Source organism: Sphingomonas sp. PWP1-2 (assembly GCF_049898305.1).
GTDB classification, from domain to species: domain Bacteria; phylum Pseudomonadota; class Alphaproteobacteria; order Sphingomonadales; family Sphingomonadaceae; genus Sphingomonas; species Sphingomonas glacialis.
Map to the genome: position 1 here is coordinate 529,601 of NZ_JAFCXM010000001.1, position 20,540 is coordinate 550,140.

Below are 20,540 nucleotides of genomic sequence, written 5' to 3' on the forward strand. Positions count from 1 at the left end.
GCGCGCAAGCCTATGGCGACCCGCGGCCCGTGTCGCAAGCTTTACGCGCGCGGCTCACTCGGCCTTGGGTACGGCAGGCGCGCCGCCGAACCAGTGTGGCAGGCCGATCGTCGTCGCGATGCCGTAGCGGGCGAGCGCGGGCTTGGGCCACGGACCGGTCAGATAGAGCGGCGCGAAGCCGCCATCATCTTTCCCTGCGAGCAAGGCGCGGACATGCGCGTCACCGAGCCAGCGTTCGTCGCCGCTGAAGGCGCGGCGCAGCGCGACGGCATGGACTCGGCCGGACACCAGGATCTGGTGATAGTCGAATGAATTGCGCAGCTCGCCGGTCGTGTCGGCCATCCAGGCGGTAGCGAAATAGGTCGGGATCCATTCCGCCGCGGTGGGGGCGGGGAAGATCACCATCCGCGCGGGCTCGCTCGGTCCGACGCGAATGGGTTCGAGCCGGATCGTCAGCGCGAGCAGTACGGGGGCTAGCGCGATCAGCAGGATCGGGCGGCGGCGCGCGTCGAGCAGAAAGCGCAGCGCGAACAGGCCGAACAGCGGCAACACCCATTTGAAATAGTGCAGATTGTTGAAGCGCCACAGGCCGGTCGGCAGCAGATCGACATACGCCAGCATCAGCACGCCGTAGATCACCCCCGCAGCGGCGACGGTGAGCGTCACGGGCCGTCGCGCAGGCGGCGTCGCGAGGCACGCCGCGATCAGCCCCGCGCCGCCGAGCAGCAGCCACGGCGCATATTCGAGCAACCCCATCCCCTCGCCGAACCAGCCGCGCGGGTTGACCAGTACGACATACGCCTTCCAGCCGAGCCAGGCGAAGGTGAAGCCGTATTGCGCCGAGTAAAGCATGTAGGGGCTGGGCGCGGCGCCATAGATTGCGATGTAGAGCGTGGCGAGGAGCGCAAAGGCGATCGCGAAGCTGCCGATTGCGATACCAGCGGCGCGCCCGTCGCGCGCACGGTAGAGCGCTGCCGCCGCCGAGAGCGCGATGATCGCGCCGATGATCGCATCGCCGGGCCGAGCGAACGGGATCAGCCCGAGCGTGATGCCGATGATGCTCGCGGGCCAGCGGGATGTGGTGGTGGCGCGGGCCGTAGGCTCGGGCAGCGCTTCGTTAGCCGGGGCATCGCGACTGGGCCCCGGCCTTCGCCGGGGTACGGACATGCGCGGATTCGCCCATAGTTGCGCCATCGCGCCGAGCGCGAGCCATAGCAAGGCCGCCGAGGGTGTCGTCGTCCAGGGCTCGATCCACAGCTTGGCGATGCCGAATTGGGCGAGCGTCGTCGCGGCGAACAGCAGTGCCGCCCCCGCGCCGGGCACGCCGAATGCGCGCGCAACGCTCCGGAACCCGGCGAAGGCGAGCAGATAGCAGGCGAGATCGACGAGGAAGAAGGGCTGGCTCGGCCACGCCTGCAGGAACGGCATGCCGAGCAGCGGGTAGAGCAGCGGATAATAATGGACAGCGGGATCGAAGTTCCCCGCCGCCAGCGCGCTCGCCGAGCGCACGTACAACGCCTGGTCCTGCCAATCGTGCCAGTAGAGCAGAGAAGGGTCGCGCAGGCCGGGAAGCCCGACCACACGCCACACCGTCAGCAGATACGCCAGAGCGAGCGCCGCGAACGGCCAGGCCGCCCGCGCCAGCGCCCGCGCTTGCATTGGGGCTTACTTGCCCTTGTTCAAACGATGCTGCTCGAGATCGAGCACCGCACCGTCGGTCTCCTCGGTCAGCAGGCCCAGCCGGCGCGCGACTTCCTGATACGCTTCGACTTCACCGCCGAGATCGCGACGGAAACGATCCTTGTCGAGCTTCTCATTGGTCGTCATGTCCCACAGGCGGCAGCCATCGGGGCTGATCTCGTCGGCGAGCAGGATGCGCGGATAGTCGTTATCCCACACGCGTCCGAATTCGAGCTTGAAGTCGACCAGCCGGATGCCGATCCCGGCGAACAGCCCGCACAGGAAATCGTTGATGCGGATCGCGAGGTCGGCGATGTCATGCATCTCCTCCTGGCCCGCCCAGCCGAACGCGGCGATATGCTCGTCGGTGATCATCGGATCGCCGAGCGCGTCGTCCTTGTAATAATATTCGATGATCGTGCGCGGCAGCTGCGTGCCTTCCTCGATCCCGAGGCGAGTCGAGATCGAGCCCGCCGCGACGTTGCGCACGACGACTTCGATCGGGATGATCTCGACCTGGCGAATCAACTGCTCGCGCATGTTGAGCCGGCGGATGAAGTGCGTCGGCACGCCGATGAGCCCGAGCAGCGTGAAAATGTGCTCGGAAATCCGGTTGTTGAGCACGCCCTTGCCGCTGATCGTGCCCTTTTTCTGGGCGTTGAAAGCGGTCGCATCATCCTTGAAATACTGGATCAGCGTGCCGGGCTCCGGACCCTCGTAGAGGATCTTGGCCTTGCCTTCGTAAATCTGGCGGCGGCGTGCCATGTGCGCGGAAACCCTTAAATGAAGCGGCCCCGGCAACGCGATCGCGGGCCGGGGCAGGAAGAGCAGCGGCTATACCGGATGCATGCCGGGGGTGCAATCAGCTTGGCGCGGGCGTCAAGTGACCGCGTTGCGCGTGGCGAACGCCGGATCGGCGTAGCTGCCGTCGCCGAGGATTTCGCCGAGCATCGCGCCCGCGCGGACCACGTCCTCGAAGCCGAGATACAGCGGCGTCAGCCCGAAGCGCAGGATGTCGGGATCGCGGAAATCGCCGATCACGCCGCGCGCGATCAGCGCCTGGCACAGCGCATAGGCTTGCGGGTGGCGGAAGCTGATATGGCTGCCGCGCGCGCTCGGGTCGGCGGGTGACACGCATTCGAGGCCGAGGTTTGCCCCGATCGCGGCAAGCGCGTCGAACAGGGCGGCGCTCTTGGTGGCGACGTGCTGCTGGTCGATGTCGCGCCAGAGGTCGATCCCGGCCTCGAGCCCGGCCATCGCCAGCATCGAGGGGGTGCCGGCGAGCCAGCGCTTGATGCCGGGGGCGGGGCTGTAGGCGTCGCCGAACGCGAACGGCGCGGCATGGCCCATCCAGCCCGAGAGCGGGCTGGCGAGCTGCTCCTGCAACCGGCGCGAGACGAACAGGAAGGCCGGCGCGCCGGGGCCGCCGTTGAGATATTTGTAGCCGCAGCCGATCGCGAGATCGGCGCCGGCGCCATTGAGATCGAGCGGGATTGCGCCGACGCTGTGGCTTAGGTCCCAGAGCGCGAGGGCGCCAGCGTCGTGCGCGCGGGTGGTCCAGGCCGCCATGTCGAATCGCTCGGCGGTCTTGTAGTGGACGTGGGTGAGCATCAGCAACGCGGTGTCGCCGTCGATCGCTGCGGGGATATCGGCACGTGCGACCGCGTTGAGGCGCGCGCCGGGAACGCAGCCCGCCGCGCCCTCGGCGATGTGGAGGTCGGTCGGGAAATTGCCCGTCTCGCTGACGATCGTCGTGCGGGGCGCCGCGTGGCGGAGCGCGGCGACGAGCAGCTTGAACAGGTTGACCGAGGTCGAATCGGCGACGACCACTTCGTCGGGCTCGGCGCCGATCAGCGCTGCGATCTTGCCGCCGATGCGCTGCGGTGCGTCGATCCAGCCTTCGTTCCAGCTGCGGATCAGGCGCTCGCCCCATTGCCGCTGCGCCATGTCGGCGAGCGCCGGCGCAGTGGCGCGGGGGAGCGGGCCGAGCGAATTGCCGTCGAGGTAGATCACACCTGCGGGGAGCGCGAAGCGGTCGCGATAGGTGCGGAGCGGGTCGGCGGCGTCGAGCGCGCGGGCTTCGTCGCGGGTCATGCGGATGCCTTGCTGGAGAAGTGTTGCTTGACTGGGTCGCGCGAGGCGGAGCGCAACCGACTCCCCTCCCTGGAAGGGAGGGGTAGGGGGTGGGTCGGCCTAGGGCGGGTGCTGCCCGCGGCAACGGGCCGACCCACCCCCAGCCCAGCGTCGGGTCGGTCATGCCCCCGGCATGACCTGAACAGCGCGGGGCGCTGTTCACCCGACGCTCTTCCAGGGAGGGGAGGTGTGATGCGGCGGGCGGCGGTCGAAATCCGGGAGGACAGCACGCTCACTTCTTCAGCCCCGCCTCAATCAGCGCCTTCGCTCGCGCCCAGGCCGCGCTCTCTGGCGCGATCAGTTCGACATGCCCCGTCCGCTCGACCAGATGCAGCGTCGCCGTGTCGCCCTTGGCCTGCGCCGCCGCGACATAGTCCGTTCCGAGTCGCACCGGGATGATCTTGTCCTCGCGCCCGTTGACCAGATCCTGCGGCACGCCGAGCGGCAGCAGCCGGGGGACCGAGGTGTCGGCATAGACATCCGCCCGCGCACCGGGCTTGCCGACGAGCTGAGCGACCACCTCGACGCCGCAGCCATTGTCGGGGCTCGCCGCAGTCGCCTCGAGATCGGGCAATCCACCGAGGCTGACGACACGCGCGATCTTCAGCGGGTGCGCCGTATAGAGCGGACTCGTCGGCGCGATCCGCGACCGACCGGCGAGCCACAACGCAAGATGCCCGCCCGCCGAATGCCCGACGACGACGATTCGCTTGGTGTCGAGATGGAACTGCGCGGCATGCGTTCGCAGCGCATCCGCCGCCGCGCCCGCATCGAGGAAGGTCCCCGGATAGCCGCCGCCGCTCTTATCGACGCCGCGATATTCGACGTTCCACACCGCGATGCCGTCGCGCCGCAGATCGTCGGCGATCCAGTTCATCGGCCGGCGATCGGCGATGCTTGTCGTCCAGCAGCCGCCATGCACCATCACCACGACGGGATGCTTGCCAGCGCCGGCGGGCAGCCAGACGTCGACCTTCTGCAAGGCGTCGGGGCCATAATCGATCGTCGCATCGGGGGCGGGCTGGGGACGCTTGGTCAGGTCGGGCCAGGTCAGCAGCGCGGCGGGCGCAGGTGCGGCGGCAGCGGGGGGCGGGGTCTGAGACATGGAGGCTGTCGATACAGCGATCAGGGCGAGCGGGAGAAGACGCAGCATGCCTCGCCTGTAAACGCCGCGCTGGCATCTCGCCACCGGCGAATAGCGCTGCTATCGCCGGAGGATGCCAACCGATGTGACCGATCCCTTCAACGCCATCGTCGACGCGCCGTTCGATAGCGCGCTGAGCGATCGCTACCTCGTCTATGCGCTTTCGACGATCACCGCGCGCTCGCTGCCCGATGTGCGCGACGGGATGAAGCCGGTGCACCGCCGCCTGCTATGGGCGATGCGCCAGCTGCGGATGGACCCGAGCACGCCGTACAAGAAATCGGCGCGCGTCGTCGGCGAGGTGATCGGCAAATATCATCCGCACGGCGATTCGTCGGTGTACGACGCGATGGTCCGCCTCGCGCAGGATTTCTCGGTGCGCTACCCGTTGGTCGAGGGCCAAGGCAATTTCGGCAATATCGACGGCGATGGCGCGGCCGCCTTCCGCTATACCGAGGCGCGGCTGACGCAGGTCGCGATGGACCTGATGGCGGGCCTCGACGAGGACGCGGTCAACTACAAGCCGACCTACAATAACGAAGAGCAGGAGCCCGAGCTCTTCCCCGGCGCCTTCCCCAACCTGCTCGCCAATGGCGCGGCGGGGATCGCGGTCGGCATGGCGACCAACATCCCGCCGCACAATGTCGCCGAGCTGTACGACGCGGCGATCATGCTGATCGACCAGCCCGAGGCTGACGATGCCGCGATGCTGCAGCATATCCAGGGGCCCGATTTCCCGACCGGCGGGCTCGTCGTCGATTCGCCCGCGGCGATCGCCGAGGCCTATGCCACCGGCCGCGGCGGCTTTCGCCTCCGCGCGCGCTGGAGCATCGAGAAGGAGAAGGGGGGCGGCTGGAACGCGATCATCACCGAGATCCCGTACGGCGTGCAGAAGGGCAAATTGATCGAGCAGATCGCCGCGCTGATCAACGACAAGAAGCTGCCGATCCTCGCCGACGTCCGCGACGAATCGGATTCGGAAATCCGCGTCGTGATCGAGCCGCGCAGCCGCTCGGTCGAGCCCGACATGCTGATGGAGAGCCTGTTCAAGATGACGGACCTCGAGGTCCGCTTCAGCATGAACCTCAATCTGCTCGACGCCGACCGCACGCCGCGCGTGATGAGCTTGCGCCAGGCGCTGCTCGCGTGGATCACGCACCAGTTCATCGTGCTCCAGCGCCGCACCGCGCATCGGCTCGACAAGATCCGCGACCGGATCGAGCTGCTCGACGGCTATATTATCGCCTATCTCAATCTCGACCGCGTGATCGAGATCATCCGCACCGAGGACGAACCCAAGCCAGTGATGATGGCCGAGTTCGAGCTCAATGACCGCCAGGTCGAGGCGATCCTCAACATGCGGTTGCGATCGCTGCGTCGGCTCGAGGAAATGGAGCTGCGCAAGGAGCGCGACGGGCTCGAGAACGAGCGCTCGGGGCTCGAGGCGCTGCTCGGCAGCGAAGCGCGGCAGCGCACGCGGCTCAAGAAGGATTTCGGCAAGCTGCGCGAGCGCTATGGCCCCGAAACCAAGCTCGGCCGCCGTCGCACCACCGTCGCCGAGGCCGCCCCCGCGCGCGACATCCCGTTGGAAGCGATGATCGAGCGCGAGCCGATCACCGTGATCCTGTCGCAGCGCGGCTGGATTCGCGCGATGAAGGGGCATCTCGATGCCGCCGGGGTCGCCGCCGTGAAGTTCAAGGACGGCGACGCCGCGGCGTTCGATTTCACCGCGCAGACCACCGACAAGATCATGATCGCCGCCGAGAACGGCCGTTTCTACACGCTCGCGGCCGATCGGCTGCCGGGCGGGCGCGGTTTCGGTGAGCCGGTGCGGTTGATGATCGACCTCGATGGCGATGTCGACATCGTCGAGATCTTCCGCGCGAGCCTTGCCGAAAAGCTGCTCGTCGCGGCGACCGACGGGCGCGGCTTCCTCGTGCGCACCGCCGACATCATCGCCGAGACGCGCAAGGGCAAGACCGTCGTCACGCCGCGACTCGGCGCCAAGCTCAAGCTCGTCCGCCCAGTCGATCCGGCGCACGATTATGTCGCGGCGATCGGTGACAATCGCCGCTTGCTCGTCTTCCCGCTGAGCGAGCTTGCCGAGCTGTCGCGCGGGCAGGGGGTGCAGCTGATGCGCTTCCGCGATGGCGGCTTGTCGGATGCGATCACCTTCGTCTTTGCCGACGGACTGAGCTGGCCGATGGGGGGCGATACCGGCCGGACGCGCACCGAAACCGACCTCGCGCCGTGGCGCGCAGCGCGGGGCGCGGCGGGGCGGATGCCGCCCAACGGCTTCCCGCGCGACAATCGATTCTAGCGCGAACAACCGCGCCCATCTGTTTGCAAAGCATCGGATTTCTGGCGGAAATCGGGGAAAATCGTTTCGACTAAGAGGGATGTTAACGAATCGACCCTATCGCCAGGACTATGGCGCCGAAGTCCAATCCCGTGCTGACGCATGCGACCCCTCCGATGCCCTCGGCGGCGCTGGAGGCTTACCCGACATCGGTGGCGATGGCGGCTCGGATGATCGACCTTTTGCCGATCCCCGCGGCAATGGTCGCGCTCGGCGACTCGGGGGTGACGGTTCAGATCGCCAACCGCGCGTATGAAATTGCCGGCCTCGGCATGAACGACCGGCGGCGTTCGCTGATCGCGCAGATCGAGCCGCAGATCGTTGCGTTCATCGAGGGCGACACGCTGCGCACCGAATTCTCGGTCGAGTTCGGCGACAAGGTCGATTGCCATTATTACCAGGCAACGCTCGCACGGCTCGAACGCAACCCACTGCAGCGCTGCATGCTCGCGTTGGTCGACCAGACCGCCGAATTGCGCACCGAACACAATCTGCGGCGCGAGATGCTCACCGACAGTCTGACCGGGCTGCCCAACCGTGCCGGGTTCAGCGATCGGCTCGAAATGTTGCTAGAAGAACCGACCGAGCGTGCGAATTACGCCGTGTTGGTGATCGATCTCGATCGCTTCAGTCGAGTCAATGCCTGTCTCGGATCGATGGCGGGCGACGAACTGCTCATCACCGTCGCGCGTCGGCTCAAGGGCGCCTTGCGCGCACAGGACGTGCTCGCACGCACCGGCGGCGACGAATTCGGCATCCTGCTCACGCTCGAGGACGGGGTCGGCGATGCCGAGCGCGTCGCGCGGCGAATCCAGGGCGCGCTGTCGACGCCGTTCCGCCTCTCCGACTTCGAGATTCGCGTCGCCTGCTCGATCGGCATTTCGTTCGGCGCGGCGGCGATCGAAGATGGCGAGGAATTGATCCGCCACGCGCAATTCGCGGTCAAGCGGTCGAAGGCGACGGGCAAGACCGAAGCCTATCAGACGCAGGCGTTCGACATCGCGCGCGAACAGTTCGGCATGGAAACCGCGCTGCGCCGCGCGATCGAGCGCGGCCAGATGCGGCTGACCTATCAGCCGATTCGCGACCTTTCGACTGGGCAGCTCGTCGCGTTCGAATCGCTCGCGCGTTGGCGCGACGAGAACGGCGTGGAATATTCGCCCAACGATTTCATCCCGGTCGCCGAGGAATCGGGGTTGATCGTGCCGCTCGGGCGCTGGGCGATCCAGGAAGCCGCCGCGACGCTCGCGCAGTGGGATGCCCGCTGTGGCGGCCATTGCGGCGTACGACTCGCGGTCAATCTCTCGGCGATCCAGCTGCAGCGCGATACCATCGCCCCCGTCGTCGAGGCTGCGCTCTCGGCTTACGGACTCGAGGGCTCGCGCTTCACGCTCGAACTGACCGAAAGTGCGTTGGTCACCGATCCCGACCGAATCGCCGGGATCATGCATGCCTTGAAGCGACTCGGTACGACGATCGCGATGGACGATTTCGGGACGGGCTATTCGAACCTCGCCTATCTCCAGAAGCTGCCGATCGACATTCTCAAGATCGATCGCAGCTTCGTCAGCGGGATGCTCGCCGATCGCGACAAGATCGCGATCGTCCGCGCGGTCCTGTCGCTGGCGCAAGCGCTCGGCATGAAGACGACGGCCGAGGGGATCGAGACCAACGAACTCGCGCAGACGCTGGCGGCGCTGGGCTGCACTTACGGCCAGGGCTACCTCTACGCGCGGCCGCTCGAGGCCGAGGCGGCTTATGCGATGCTGGTCGAGGACCGCCACTGAGCGACGGCTTCGTCGGCGATCGCGTTCGCGCGCGCTGCGTCGGGGAAGGTTTCTGCCACCCACCGATCCTCGATCTGCTTGAGCAAGCGCGCGACGTCGGGCCCCTTGTTGACGCCGCGCTGGACGAGCGCCCCCCCGGTCAGCGGGAAGCGCGGGATATCCCAGGCGACGATCTCGCGTGCGCCGCGCACCGCATCCGCCGCATCCTCGACGGTCAGCAGCCAGCGGTCGAGCGCGCCGTCGCGCCCCAGGCGATAGGCGAGCGGATGCGGCGAGTCGGTCGGATCGGTCAGCGCCGAGACGATCCGCTTGCGCTGCGCGTTCGACAGTTTGAGGCGTGCACCGACGTTTTCGCCGAGCACGGGGTCGCGTGGCAGCACTGCCGCGAGGCGGCGGAGCGGATCGGGCGCGAGTCCGGCTTGCACTTCGGCCGCAGCGACACGGGCGAGGCGACTTACCCCAGAATCGTCGATCTCGGGCAGCACCGGCAGCAGGATGCCGCGCGCGATCATCAGCGCAAGCGTCGCGACGGCGTTGGGCGCGACGAGCAGCTTGAGGAATTCCGCCGAGATCCGTTCGCGCGACAGCGCCATCAGATCGTTGGCGCGCTGCGTGCAGGCGTCGAGCCCCGCCGCATCGGGTGCGTCACCAAAGCGCGCATGGAAGCGGAAGAAGCGCAGGATGCGCAAATGATCCTCGGCGATGCGCTGCAACGGATCGCCGATGAAGCGCACGCGCCGCGCCGCGAGATCGTCGAGCCCGCCGAAATAGTCGAAGATCTCGCTGCTCGCCGGATCGGCATAGAGCGCGTTGATCGTGAAATCGCGCCGCGCCGCATCCTCGCGCCAATCGTCGGTGAAGGCGACCGTCGCATGGCGGCCGTCGGTCGCGGTGTCGCGGCGCAGCGTCGTCACTTCGATCGGCGCGCCATCGGCGAGGACAGCGGTGATCGTGCCATGTGCTAGCCCCGTCGGAACCGCCTTGATCCGCGCCCGAGCGAGCAAGTCGATCACGTCTTCGGGGGTATGGCGCGTCGCCAGATCGACATCGGCGACGTCGATTCCGAGCAGCGTGTCGCGCACCGCTCCACCGACATAGCGCGTCTCACCGCGCGCAGCACCGAGCACGTCGCACAGTTCGGGCAATCCCGCCCGCGTCCGCCACGCGGCGGCGGGAAGGATCAGCCGTTCCATCGCAGTCGTCGCGACAGATTGACGATCATCGCCGCAGTCGCGCCCCAGATGCGGTGGCCGTCCCAATGGATCTCGTAATAATGCCGGTTGCGCCCCTGCCACTCGACGCTCGCTTCGATGTGGTTGCCCGAATCGAGCAGGAAGCCGAGCGGGACTTCAAACACTTCGGCCACTTCGGCGATCGCCGGGGTGAACACCAGATCGGGCGGTACGACGCCGATCACCGGCGTCACCTCGAACCCGGTGACGGTACGATAGCGGTCGGCCTCGCCGACGATCGTCACACGGTCACGCGGCAGCGCGATCTCTTCCTCGGCTTCGCGCAAGGCGGCGGCGATCGCATCGGCATCGCCCGAATCGACGCGGCCGCCAGGGAAGGCGACTTGTCCGGCATGGCGCGACAGCGTGTCGGTGCGAAGCGTCAGGATCACGCCGGGTTCGGCACGATCGGTCACCGGGATCAGCACCGCGGCCTGGGCGAGCGGGCTCGCGATCGACTCGACATCGACATGGTCGCCGGTGAGCAGCACGGTGTCGGCGTGGCCGATCACCATCGCCTGGCGAAGCCGTTCGACGAGCGTCATGCCGCGGGCTCCAGCGCGAAGAACGCGCCGCCGCTCCACACGCCGGGCGGGGTTTCGCCGCCATCGATCGCGCGCTGCGCGAGTTCGTAATAGACCGTCCGCGCCACGACCGCGTCGAGCTCGCCGCGCACGCGCAGATAGGGGCGGGGGCCGTCGTCGCGCGGTTCGAAGCGCAGCGGATGATCGGCATCGGCGGTGACGAGATCGCCGGTGTTGAGCCGGAAGGTCAGCATCGCGGCACGCCCTTCGCCCGATGCTTTCAGCTCGACCGCGACGAACGGCGCGTCCTCGACGTCAATGTCGAGCTTCTCGACCGGGGTGACGAGCACATAGCCGCCATCGGCCTCGCGCCGCAGGATCGTCGAGAAGAGCCGCACCATCGCCTGGCGTCCGATCGGGGATCCCTGGTGGAACCACGTCCCGTCGCGCGCGATGCGCATTTCGCTGTCGCCGCAATGCGTCGGGTTCCAGCGCTCGACCGGGGGCAGCTTCTGCTCTTCGGCAAGGCGGGCAATGTCGGCGAGCGACAAAGCGGAAAGGTCGGGGATCGGCTCCATGGGCATGGGGGCGCGGTAGGACAGGCGCGCCGCCTCGTAAAGCCGCGTCGCGTCAGACCAAGGCTGCCACGCGCGGTCCGAGCAGGCCGGCGCCGGTCGGAACGTTCGCGCCGCGGGCGAGCAGGCGATGCCGCTCGACCGGGCTGGGCACGCGCCACGCGGCTGTGCGCGTTGCGTCGAAGCCGAAGAAGCGGCTGTAATATTCGGGGTCGCCGATCAGCGTCAGCGCATCGTCGAGCCCCGCGGCTTCGGCTGCGGCCAGCGCGCGCGCGGTCAGCATGCGGCCGATGCCGCCTTGCTGGCGGTCGGGCGCGACCGCGACGGGGCCGACTTGCACCATCGCGACGTCGCCGCCGTCGTCACCGGCGAAGCGAATCGGCCAGCACTGGATCGTGCCGATCAACGCGCCGTCCTCGACCGCGGCGAGGCTCAGCGCGGGGATCGCGGCCATGCCTTCGCGGATTCGGTATGCCGTTCGGCCGTGGCGGTCGGTCCCGAAGGCACGGTCGAGCAACGCCTCGACGGCGTCGGGCGCGACAGCGGCAATCGGCAAGACCTCGATCACGGGCGTTGATCCTTCATGGCCGCATGGCAGCACGCGGGCCGCGCGCTTTACCCCCGATCTGCCCCAACGCAAGCGTCATCGTAGGGCAAAGGTTCCTCACACGGCGACTTCTGCTATGGGGCGCGGCGATACGACCAGGATTGGGATCGATTTGACCGACCGTTTGACGCTCAACGTGCACGACCTCGAAGTGATGGTGCTGACCGGCATCTATTCGGAGGAGACGCATTTGCCGCAGCCGCTGCGGATCTCGCTGACGGTCGATCTGGCGGTGCCCGATCGCTTCGATCCCGAGACGCCGCTGGCCGCCTCGAAGAACTATCTCGACCTCAAGCACGCGGCGACGACCGCGCTGCCGACGGGCGTACATTTCAAGCTGGTCGAGGCGGTGGCAGACCATATTTGCGAGACGCTGTTCCTGCAGGACAGCCGGGTCACGCGCGTCGAGGTGTCGATCGTCAAGCTCGCCATCGCCGAGGCGGGCGAGTCGATCGGCATTACCCTGGTGCGGAACCGGCGGTGAGGGCGGCGCTTGCGGCGGCGGTGGGCACGCGCGCGGCACTGGTTTTCGGCGATGATCGCGACGCGGTCGCCGCCGTGCGTACGGTGCCGCGCGAATCCGGGATGATCTTGCTGGTGATCGACGCGAGCGTTGCAGCGCTCGATCGCGCCATGCTGCTGGCGGCGGTCACACCGCTCGCGGTCGAACTTGCGCCGCACACGCGCCTTGCCGCGCTCGATGTGGCGGCGGATGCGAACTGCGACGCCGTGGTCGCTGCGGCCGACTATCTCGTCAGCGCACATTCGACGACGGGGCAGGTGCTCGAGGTTCGCTAAGGTGTCGCTTCGGCCTTGCGCCCGGGGGTGTTTCTAGCGTCGCCCCCCGCGCTCGCACGCGCCGAGCTCGCGCACGACCAGCGCATAATCTTCGCGCGCGATCGTCGCATCGTCGCCGCTTTGCGGGACCGAGGTGTCGGGCAGCGTGGCGGGCAGGGTGCAGGCGAGGCGGTACCACAAGAGCGTATCGCGCGCCGGTGGTGGGGCAGATTGGTCGACCACTTCGCTGAGCGCGATCACCCAATGCGGCGGCTGATCGGGTTTGCGCTCGATATCGAACGAGATCGGACGGCTGTCGCTGGTCGTAAGGAAGATCTGCGTCTGGCCCGAGCCGGGCAGATCGCCGCGCGTATGGACGGCATTGCCGATGCCGGTCACCGTTGGCGGCGCGTCGGGGGCGAGCACTTCGCGGACGATTCGGCGGGTGAGCCCGTCGCCCGTCGGGGTCCAGCTGCGCTGCCCGTCGGGCCGGACGAGCTGGACCTGGCCAGCGTTGCTTGCGACACTGCGCGCGAACAACAGCACCCGCGCCTTGCGATAGCGCGGGACTCGCCCATGGGCATCGAGCGGGACGTCGAGCGTGTAGCCGAGCCGCGGCGGAACGGCGGTGGTGCCGCGAATCAGCGCGGTGACGTCGGCCTCGACGTACAGTCGCACGATATTCGGTGGGAGGTCCGGTGCATCGGCAGGCTTGAGCCGAAGCTGGCTGCGGATCGTCGCATCGACGATCACCGGCGCCGCGACGACGAGGTCGGCATAGTCGGCATAATATAACGCCGGAATCGCGACATCTGTCGGATTTGCACGGGTTTGCTGCCCCGCGGCGAGGGTTGCGGGCAAGCCGAGCAGGGCGGCTGCGAGAGCGAATTTAAGCGGTATCGGCATGCTGCTGGATTAGCTGGTCACGACATTTTTAAACAGAAATAATTCTGCCACGGTGAGGTTGTACGTTTGTTGCGTGAGACAAAGCGTTTGCGTCGTGGTTTTTGGCACGATAGAGGTTGTGGTCTGTCCAGGATACACTAGCCCATGACAGGCCGGATAACGAGCGGACGTTACGGATCGGCTTGGACCGTCGTGCCGGAATAGAGGAGTTTCGTTTCTGAATGGCATACGCTGATCGCAATACGAGTGGCAGCAAAGTGGTGTCGATCGTGATCGTTTCGGTCATTGTCGCGCTGTTCGCGTGGGGTTTCGTGAACGGGCTGACCTTCAAGTACATCAAAAAGGTGACCGAGAAGCTTAACACCTTCGACGTCGTCGAACCGCCGCCCCCTCCACCAGACAAGCCGCCCCCCCCGCCGCCCGAACAGCCGCAGCTGCAGACCCCACCGGTCGTGTCGCCGCCGCCGATCGTGCGCGTCCAGTCGCCGCCGCCGCCGATCGCTACGGTCGTCACGCCGCCGCCGGCTGCGCCGATCACGGTTCGCGCCGCAGCGCCTGCTCCTGTCCCGGTCGCGGCACCCCCCGCACCCGTGGTCAGCAAGGCCGCGGGCCCCAAGGGCGATCCGTCGCAGTGGGTGACCACCGACGATTATCCTTCCGACGCGCTGAGCGCAGAGGCGCAGGGTACCAGCAAGATCAAGTGGGAAATCAATACCGCTGGTCGTGTTGAGAACTGCGTCGTCGTCGCATCCAGCGGCAACTCGTCGCTCGATCGCGCGGCCTGCTCGAACATCACGCGTCGCGGGCGGTATTCGCCGGCGATGGACCAGAGCGGCAACCCCATCCGTTCCGCGTCGTCGCGCAACGTCGTGTGGCGCTTGCCAGAATAAAACCAATCCTAGCCGTGCGGGCCCGGGAAGGGGCCCCACGGTCATCTTGTCGAGAAGGAAGTCCCCCTAATGTCCACCATCATCCTCGCTGCCGGTGCCAACGCCGCAGACAATTTCGGCTTCATGAACGCGATGAAGCAGGGCGGCCCCGTCACCTGGACGACCGCTGGCATCCTCACGATCTTCCTGTTCTTCACGCTCTACATCTTGTTCACCAAGATCTTCGAGCAGCAGAAGATCATCAACCAGGGCCGTCGCGTCCGTGCGACCTTCTGGGCGTCGAACTCGCTGCGCGAAGGCGCTGCCAAGCTCGAGAAGAACTCGGCCTACAAGCAGATCGTCGACGACGGCATCGAAGCCCAGGAGCAGCATTCGCGTCTGACCGATCCGGTCGAAGCGCATGACTGGCTGCACGGCTCGCTCGCGCGTTCGGAAGCGATCATCAACTCGCAGCTTGGTGGCGGTCTCGCCTTCCTCGCAACGGTCGGCGCAACCGCACCGTTCGTCGGTCTGTTCGGTACCGTTCTCGGTATTTACCGCGCACTGATCGGCATCGGCCAGGCTGGCCAGGCATCGATCGACAAGGTCGCAGGCCCGGTCGGTGAGTCGCTGATCATGACCGCCTTCGGTCTGGTCGTCGCGGTTCCGGCCGTGCTCGCCTTCAACTGGCTGCAGCGTCGCAACAAGGCGATCGCCGAGCATCTCTCGGCTTTCTCGAACGACGTGCTCGGCTACCTTGCTTCGAACGGTGCGGTTCGTCCGCATGCACCGGGCAAGAAGGCTCCGGTTGCTGCAGCGAAGCCCGCTGTGACGACCACGACGGCTGGCCAGGCCGGCGGCGTGCAGACCCGCGTCTAAGACTACCGAACGGGGCCGCCGCTCGGCGGCCCCGCTTCCTTCGCCGCCCGGTATGTCGGGCGGCCTGACCGATACGAATAGGATGGCCTTTCATGGCGATTAGTACAGGTGGCGGCGGCGATGACGCCCCGATGTCCGACATCAATACGACGCCGCTCGTCGACGTCATGCTGGTGTTGCTCATCATCTTCCTCATCACGATCCCGGCGATCGTGCAGACCGTCAAGCTGAAGCTCCCGGACGTGCGCTACGATCCGACCGTGACCAAGCCCGAGAACGTGTCGCTCTCGATCACGCGCAAGCCAGACGGCAGCTGCGCGGTGTTCTGGGGCCAGACGCCGGTGACGCATGAGGAACTGCTCAAGCGTGCGACCGACAAGCTCAAGGAAATCGTCGACAAGGCCGGCGGCGCCGCGAATTTGACGACCGACGACCTTCCCGAGGCGCATATCCGCGGCGACGTCGAGACTCCGTATCGCTGCATTGGCGGTGCAATCTACACGATGCAGTCGGCAGGCTTCGCCAAGGTTGGCTTCATTTCGGAACCCCCTCCCACGGGCGGTCCGTCTTCGTGATCGCTGCTGCAGCAGCGCATTTGATTTGCGGCCTCGCCGCAGGGAGTAACTGACATGGCAATTAGCGCAGGGCGTGCTGACGACCAGCCGATGATGGACATGAACACGACGCCGTTGATCGACGTCATGCTCGTGCTCCTCATCATGTTCATCATCACCATCCCGATCCAGACGCACGCGGTGAAGGTCGATCTTCCGATCAATGACCCGAACCAGACCAAGCCCTTGATCGACCCGCAAAAGAACAAGATCGTGATCCAGCCCGACGGCGTCGTGCTGTGGAACGGCGCGGCGACCGACCCGGCAACGCTGCAGCAGTATCTGACGCAGACGACGCAGCTGAACCCCGAGCCCGAGCTGCACTTCCAGCCCGACCCGGCGGCAAAGTACGAGAAGGTCGACCAGATCCTCGCGATCATCAAGCGGTCGAACGTCTCGAAGCTCGGCTTCATCGGCAACGAGCAGTATCGCAACGACTTCTAAGGCGTTCGCGACCATCGACGCACAATCAGGGCGGTCCTTCGGGGCCGCCTTTTTTTTGGCGGTGACGCCGCGACAGGCGGGGGCGTACCGCCGGGTCTCCGCATTCCCGCTGCAACGACCGGGCGGATATCCGCGGGCGATCGGGCGGTCCGCGCTCGGCGGTGACCGCCCCCCCCAAGTCGCCATCGCCACAAGCCGTGGCGGCAAGCCGCAGGAGTGCTGGCCAGCGGCGCGAAAAGCCGGCCAATCGCACCTGTCGCGCTCCGGGCGCTTGGCTCGATCGCCCCCCCCAGACGCCTGTTTTATAACGTCGATCGTCGCCAAATCTTGCCTGATCCAGAGGTGTCACCAGCGGCGCGACGCGCTGCTGCGCGTCCGATGCTGGCTCCGCCGCGGGGCCTTCGGAGTCGCCGATAGGAAAGACCAGCCCGAAAATATCGCGACCCGATCGATGTAGGATTGCGCCAATTTCGCGTTCGACCGCCCGTCCGTGGCGTACGCTTTACACCCTCCCAAAAGCGCCCGTTCGTGGATGTTGGGCAATAGCCGCTTGCACCACGCTATTTCGAGCGAAGTGCGGAGCCGCCCGGCTATGCTTGCGCCGAAGCAGCTTGCTGGCGCCGGCATCGCAAAAATGAAACTTGATTTGTGTTTGAGGTCGATCCGATCAGACGGAACCTCATGAGGATTGGCTGATCCGTCCCATTTAATACTGTTTTTCCAGGAGCATTAACGAAATCTGAAGCAGAAGAGACTTATCGATACCGCAAGGGGACCGTCGGTGAAGCTTTTGCGCGCAATTAACCGGGCATCATGCGGTCTCTCGCGCGTCGCGACTATTGCGAAACGGTGCGATGGGACTGCCGCGGTCGAATTCGCGATTGTCGGGCCGGCTTTCATCGGCCTTGTGCTCGCGATCCTCTATACTGCATTAATCTTCCTGGCGCAGCAGATGCTGGAGACGGCGGCGCTGGCGTCGGCGCGCTTGTTGCTGACAGGATCCGCGCAAACGATCCGGCTGGCCAACGGCACCGTCGGAATGTCCGCGAGCGACTTGAAGAATGCGATCTGCAACGGGACCACGGGCACCAACGCGAGCGGCGCTGCCGTCACCATTGCGCCGTTGCTGCCACCGATGCTGTCGTGCAGTCGGCTCACGGTCAACGTCAGCACCGCGAACACGTACAATGTCGCGAGCACGACGGCTCCGACGTTCACCTACAACAGCCAAGGTGTCATAACGTCGACGAATACCGGCTATAACCCCCAGTCCAACGGCAACGGGCAAAGCCAGATCGTTGTCCTGCAACTCATCTATCTGTGGCCGACGGGCGTCGGCCCCTTGGGTTTGAACCTTACGAACCAGCCCAACGGCAATCGCATGCTCGTGGCGACGTCTGTATCAACGACCGAGGCTTATTCATGCAATTCGGGGCAGACCTCGTGCTGAGGCGCCTGGTCGATAGCACGCGCGGGGTCGCCCTCGTCGAGTTTGCAATGTGCCTGCCCGTGCTCATCGTGATGTATCTTGGCGGGTACGCCACGATGGATATGATCTCGTCGACGCGCAAGGTTACCACGGCGACGCGTTCGCTGGTCGACCTGGTCAGCCGAACCATGTCGCCAGCGATCATCTACAACAAGCCGCAAGACGCGAGCGCGACGTCGTACCTCAGCGCGAGCGCGGTTGCCCTGGCGCCGTACGCGCTCAACAATGCAACCGAGCAAATCTCGCTCCTGCGAATCTGCGACGCGACGCACGCCTATGTCGTTTGGACCCAGGCTCAAACGCAGACCGTCGATGGCAGTGCCGTGTCGGCGGTGACGTCGACGCACACCGCCGGGACACTCCCCGCGAACCAGACACAGTCTGCCGTGAATGTGATCTCGATCCCGAGTTCGATGGTCACGGCCCCGATGGTTCCCGTTTCGCCGGACGGCTCGAACGTGTGCACGAACTTCGCGCCGGGCACCAGCACCAAGACCCAAGTCGGTACCGCGGGTGGCTGGCTGTTCGTCGGGACCGTCAACTACCGCTATACGCCAGGCGTGAGCGTCTTGTCCTTGCCGACGATGATGCTGACCGACACTATCTACATGTCCCCTCGTCTTTACTAGGTGTACGGATGATGAAGAGCGCTCGCATGTTTCAGCCCTGGGTCGCCGTGGTGAGGCTCCTTCGTCGGCTGAACGCCGACCGAAGGGGTGGCGTTCTCATGATCATGGGGTTTGCCATCATTCCGCTGACCTTCGCGACGGGTTTCGGTATCGACTATGCGCGCGCCATGCGGCTCCAGACGCATTTGAACTCCGCGGCCGATGCCGCGGCGCTGGCGGCGGTTTCGCCCGCGATGATCCTGCGGACGGGTACTGATCCGTCGGATGCAGCCTATGCCATGTTCGACGCCCAAGCCTTGGCGATCGGCGGCTATCAGGGGATACAACGGACCGTCACCATAACGGCCAGCGCCTCGGGCAGCGGCCAGACACTGGCGGCGCTCCGCACGGCAACCGTCGCCTACACCGCACAATCGATCAACATCTTTGGCGGCATTCTCGGCGCGACGACGCTGACGGTGCGTGGCACCGCGACGGCCAATGCAGCGCAGCCGCCCAATGTCGATTTCTACCTGGCGATGGACAATTCCCCATCGATGCTTCTGCCCGCGACGTCGGACGGGATCAGCAAGATCCAGAAAGTTACCGGCTGCGCCTTTTCCTGCCATGAATCGTTGCCGCACAATGATTCGATCAATGTCACGAACAGCGCGGGGCTGCAGGTATTATTGTCGTCTATCTATTATACCGCCGGCGCATCCAACCAGAACGTCTACTATCTCTATAATCCAACGACCAAGCTTCTCTTCGATAGTTCGCAAAAACCGCTAAATCCTGCGTCATCGTCATCGGTTTCTGGCACAAGCACAACGGGTGGGACGTGGTTAAACCCAACGACAACGACGACCACTGTGACGACCGCAACCGTGGTTACCTACTCCATCACCGATAGTAACAGCGGGCCGGTGACGATCACCAAGACGACAGCTTCCACCCCGACGACGGTCGTCAAAATCACGCCGCCATTCGGCACTTCAACCACGACCAGCACGACCGGGAGCACATCGAGTTCGTCGTCTACCTATGACACCGGCTATTGGGCGGACGGCTATTGGCTGACGCACAATTACGGGCTCCTCTATGGGAGTCCCGCCAGCATCACGTTGCGCAAGGATGACGTGGTCTCCGCGGCCAGCCAATTGATCCCCTTTGCTGCGAATCAGGCCCAGCAGTTCAAAGTCACCTATCAAGCGCAGATGTTCTCGTTCGACTGGACGCGGTCGGGGAACACCTCCCCCGTCAAAACGCTGAATACGCTCACCAATGTCGCATCGTATGGCAGCAATTTCTCGGCAGCCTCGTTGTTTCCGAACGATGATTTATGGTGGCAGAACAGCCAACCGACCAGCACGACGAACACCAACGATCAAGCCACCGAAATATCCAATATGCTGACGACGATGAACGGCCTCATCCCGACGGCTGGTTCAGGCGCGCCCGGGGTCACTCCACAGAAAATCCTGTTCCTCGTGACAGATGGCATGGTGGACCAGCCCAGCCGCTATTTCGGGCCGCTGCGGAGCAGTGATCAGACGATCTGCACGGCGATCAAGGCAAAGGGGATCAAGATCGCAATCCTCTACACCCAGTATCTGCCCGAGGCGCTGGCCAACGATGCTTGGTCGCAAACCAATGTCGCGCCATTCCTGCCACCCCCTCCCGCGCCGTATTCGGGCAGCAGTGCGGGAACCTCGGACAAGGTGTTGACCGCGTTGCAGCAGTGCGCCTCCCCCGGGACCAACGGGGCCGCGCTTGTGCAGACGGTGACCGCCAACGACAGCATCATCACAGCACTCCAGCAGCTGTTCTCCACTGCGCTCCAGACTTCGCGCCTGGTCCAGTGATCGTGCAATCCGATCGACCGTTGCCGACGCGCGCGCCCGCGTCGTGCG

At 65.7% G+C, this 20,540-nt stretch carries 20 protein-coding genes; 11 read left to right on the forward strand and 9 right to left on the reverse strand.

The window, feature by feature from the left end; genetic code table 11:
* Window positions 1-54: 54 nt before the first annotated feature.
* From ACP7C5_RS02585 to ACP7C5_RS02600, 4 genes are all read right to left on the reverse strand, one after another.
* The gene (locus ACP7C5_RS02585) at window positions 55-1,659 is read right to left on the reverse strand and encodes a hypothetical protein (RefSeq protein WP_426263083.1); all 1,605 of its coding nucleotides are present in this window, start codon (window positions 1,657-1,659) and stop codon (window positions 55-57) included.
* Window positions 1,660-1,665: 6 nt separating this feature from the next.
* Window positions 1,666-2,445: a phosphoribosylaminoimidazolesuccinocarboxamide synthase gene (gene purC / locus ACP7C5_RS02590; RefSeq protein WP_133189851.1), complete on the reverse strand. Its 780-nt coding sequence runs from the start codon at window positions 2,443-2,445 to the stop codon at window positions 1,666-1,668.
* A gap of 114 nt (window positions 2,446-2,559) precedes the next feature.
* Entirely contained in the window at window positions 2,560-3,774 is a 1,215-nt protein-coding gene (gene kynU / locus ACP7C5_RS02595; RefSeq protein ID WP_426263084.1) for a kynureninase, read from the reverse strand.
* A gap of 271 nt (window positions 3,775-4,045) precedes the next feature.
* Window positions 4,046-4,918, reverse strand: a complete 873-nt coding sequence (locus ACP7C5_RS02600; RefSeq protein ID WP_426263085.1) for an alpha/beta hydrolase family protein — start codon at window positions 4,916-4,918, stop codon at window positions 4,046-4,048.
* A gap of 112 nt (window positions 4,919-5,030) precedes the next feature.
* Here ACP7C5_RS02600 and parC point away from each other — a divergent pair, with 112 nt between their 5' ends.
* Together parC and ACP7C5_RS02610 are read left to right on the forward strand one after the other, a co-directional pair.
* Window positions 5,031-7,277 carry a DNA topoisomerase IV subunit A gene (parC, locus tag ACP7C5_RS02605; protein WP_133189847.1) on the forward strand — a complete coding sequence of 749 codons (2,247 nt, stop codon included), beginning with the start codon at window positions 5,031-5,033 and terminating at the stop codon, window positions 7,275-7,277.
* Window positions 7,278-7,432: 155 nt separating this feature from the next.
* On the forward strand, window positions 7,433-9,103 hold the full coding sequence (locus tag ACP7C5_RS02610) for a putative bifunctional diguanylate cyclase/phosphodiesterase (protein ID WP_133192052.1): 1,671 nt from the start codon (window positions 7,433-7,435) through the stop codon (window positions 9,101-9,103).
* On the opposite strand, the gene ACP7C5_RS02615 is transcribed toward ACP7C5_RS02610, so the two are convergent.
* From ACP7C5_RS02615 to ACP7C5_RS02630, 4 genes are read right to left on the reverse strand one after another with little or no spacing between them, the layout of a single operon-like run.
* Window positions 9,073-10,296 (reverse strand): CCA tRNA nucleotidyltransferase, encoded by a 1,224-nt coding sequence (locus ACP7C5_RS02615; protein WP_426263086.1) that lies wholly within the window; start codon window positions 10,294-10,296, stop codon window positions 9,073-9,075. The genes ACP7C5_RS02610 and ACP7C5_RS02615 overlap by 31 nt on opposite strands.
* Entirely contained in the window at window positions 10,284-10,880 is a 597-nt protein-coding gene (locus tag ACP7C5_RS02620) for a CoA pyrophosphatase (protein WP_426263087.1), read from the reverse strand. The genes ACP7C5_RS02615 and ACP7C5_RS02620 overlap by 13 nt, the downstream gene beginning before the upstream one ends.
* Window positions 10,877-11,443 (reverse strand): DUF1285 domain-containing protein, encoded by a 567-nt coding sequence (locus ACP7C5_RS02625; RefSeq protein WP_354286629.1) that lies wholly within the window; start codon window positions 11,441-11,443, stop codon window positions 10,877-10,879. Before ACP7C5_RS02625 ends, ACP7C5_RS02620 begins: the two co-directional genes overlap by 4 nt.
* 46 nt (window positions 11,444-11,489) lie before the next feature.
* The gene (locus ACP7C5_RS02630) at window positions 11,490-12,002 is read right to left on the reverse strand and encodes a GNAT family N-acetyltransferase (protein WP_426263088.1); all 513 of its coding nucleotides are present in this window, start codon (window positions 12,000-12,002) and stop codon (window positions 11,490-11,492) included.
* A gap of 151 nt (window positions 12,003-12,153) precedes the next feature.
* On the opposite strand from ACP7C5_RS02630, the gene ACP7C5_RS02635 reads away from it, so the two are divergent.
* A complete protein-coding gene (locus ACP7C5_RS02635; protein ID WP_133189837.1) occupies window positions 12,154-12,525 on the forward strand; it encodes a dihydroneopterin aldolase in 372 nt (123 codons plus the stop codon).
* The gene (locus ACP7C5_RS02640; protein WP_426263089.1) at window positions 12,522-12,839 is read left to right on the forward strand and encodes a Rossmann fold domain-containing protein; all 318 of its coding nucleotides are present in this window, start codon (window positions 12,522-12,524) and stop codon (window positions 12,837-12,839) included. The genes ACP7C5_RS02635 and ACP7C5_RS02640 overlap by 4 nt, the downstream gene beginning before the upstream one ends.
* Window positions 12,840-12,872: 33 nt before the next feature.
* Here the strand turns inward: ACP7C5_RS02640 and ACP7C5_RS02645 are convergent, their stop codons facing one another.
* Window positions 12,873-13,724: a hypothetical protein gene (locus ACP7C5_RS02645; protein ID WP_133189833.1), complete on the reverse strand. Its 852-nt coding sequence runs from the start codon at window positions 13,722-13,724 to the stop codon at window positions 12,873-12,875.
* Between the two features lie 221 nt (window positions 13,725-13,945).
* On the opposite strand from ACP7C5_RS02645, the gene ACP7C5_RS02650 reads away from it, so the two are divergent.
* The 7 genes from ACP7C5_RS02650 to ACP7C5_RS02680 all read left to right on the forward strand — a co-directional run bounded on the left by ACP7C5_RS02650 (window position 13,946) and on the right by ACP7C5_RS02680 (window position 20,492).
* Complete coding sequence (locus ACP7C5_RS02650) at window positions 13,946-14,614, forward strand: energy transducer TonB (protein WP_189675411.1); 669 nt, start codon at window positions 13,946-13,948, stop codon at window positions 14,612-14,614.
* A 69-nt stretch (window positions 14,615-14,683) separates the two neighbouring features.
* Complete coding sequence (locus ACP7C5_RS02655; protein WP_133189831.1) at window positions 14,684-15,472, forward strand: MotA/TolQ/ExbB proton channel family protein; 789 nt, start codon at window positions 14,684-14,686, stop codon at window positions 15,470-15,472.
* Between the two features lie 92 nt (window positions 15,473-15,564).
* Window positions 15,565-16,047, forward strand: coding sequence for an ExbD/TolR family protein (locus ACP7C5_RS02660; protein WP_165954502.1), 483 nt, complete (start codon window positions 15,565-15,567; stop codon window positions 16,045-16,047).
* 54 nt (window positions 16,048-16,101) lie between these two features.
* Entirely contained in the window at window positions 16,102-16,530 is a 429-nt protein-coding gene (locus ACP7C5_RS02665) for an ExbD/TolR family protein (RefSeq protein ID WP_133189829.1), read from the forward strand.
* 781 nt (window positions 16,531-17,311) lie between these two features.
* On the forward strand, window positions 17,312-17,980 hold the full coding sequence (locus tag ACP7C5_RS02670; protein ID WP_426263090.1) for a TadE/TadG family type IV pilus assembly protein: 669 nt from the start codon (window positions 17,312-17,314) through the stop codon (window positions 17,978-17,980).
* On the forward strand, window positions 17,953-18,648 hold the full coding sequence (locus tag ACP7C5_RS02675) for a TadE/TadG family type IV pilus assembly protein (RefSeq protein ID WP_426263091.1): 696 nt from the start codon (window positions 17,953-17,955) through the stop codon (window positions 18,646-18,648). Before ACP7C5_RS02670 ends, ACP7C5_RS02675 begins: the two co-directional genes overlap by 28 nt.
* A 26-nt stretch (window positions 18,649-18,674) precedes the next feature.
* Window positions 18,675-20,492 (forward strand): TadE/TadG family type IV pilus assembly protein, encoded by a 1,818-nt coding sequence (locus ACP7C5_RS02680; protein ID WP_426263092.1) that lies wholly within the window; start codon window positions 18,675-18,677, stop codon window positions 20,490-20,492.
* Window positions 20,493-20,540: the final 48 nt, after the last annotated feature.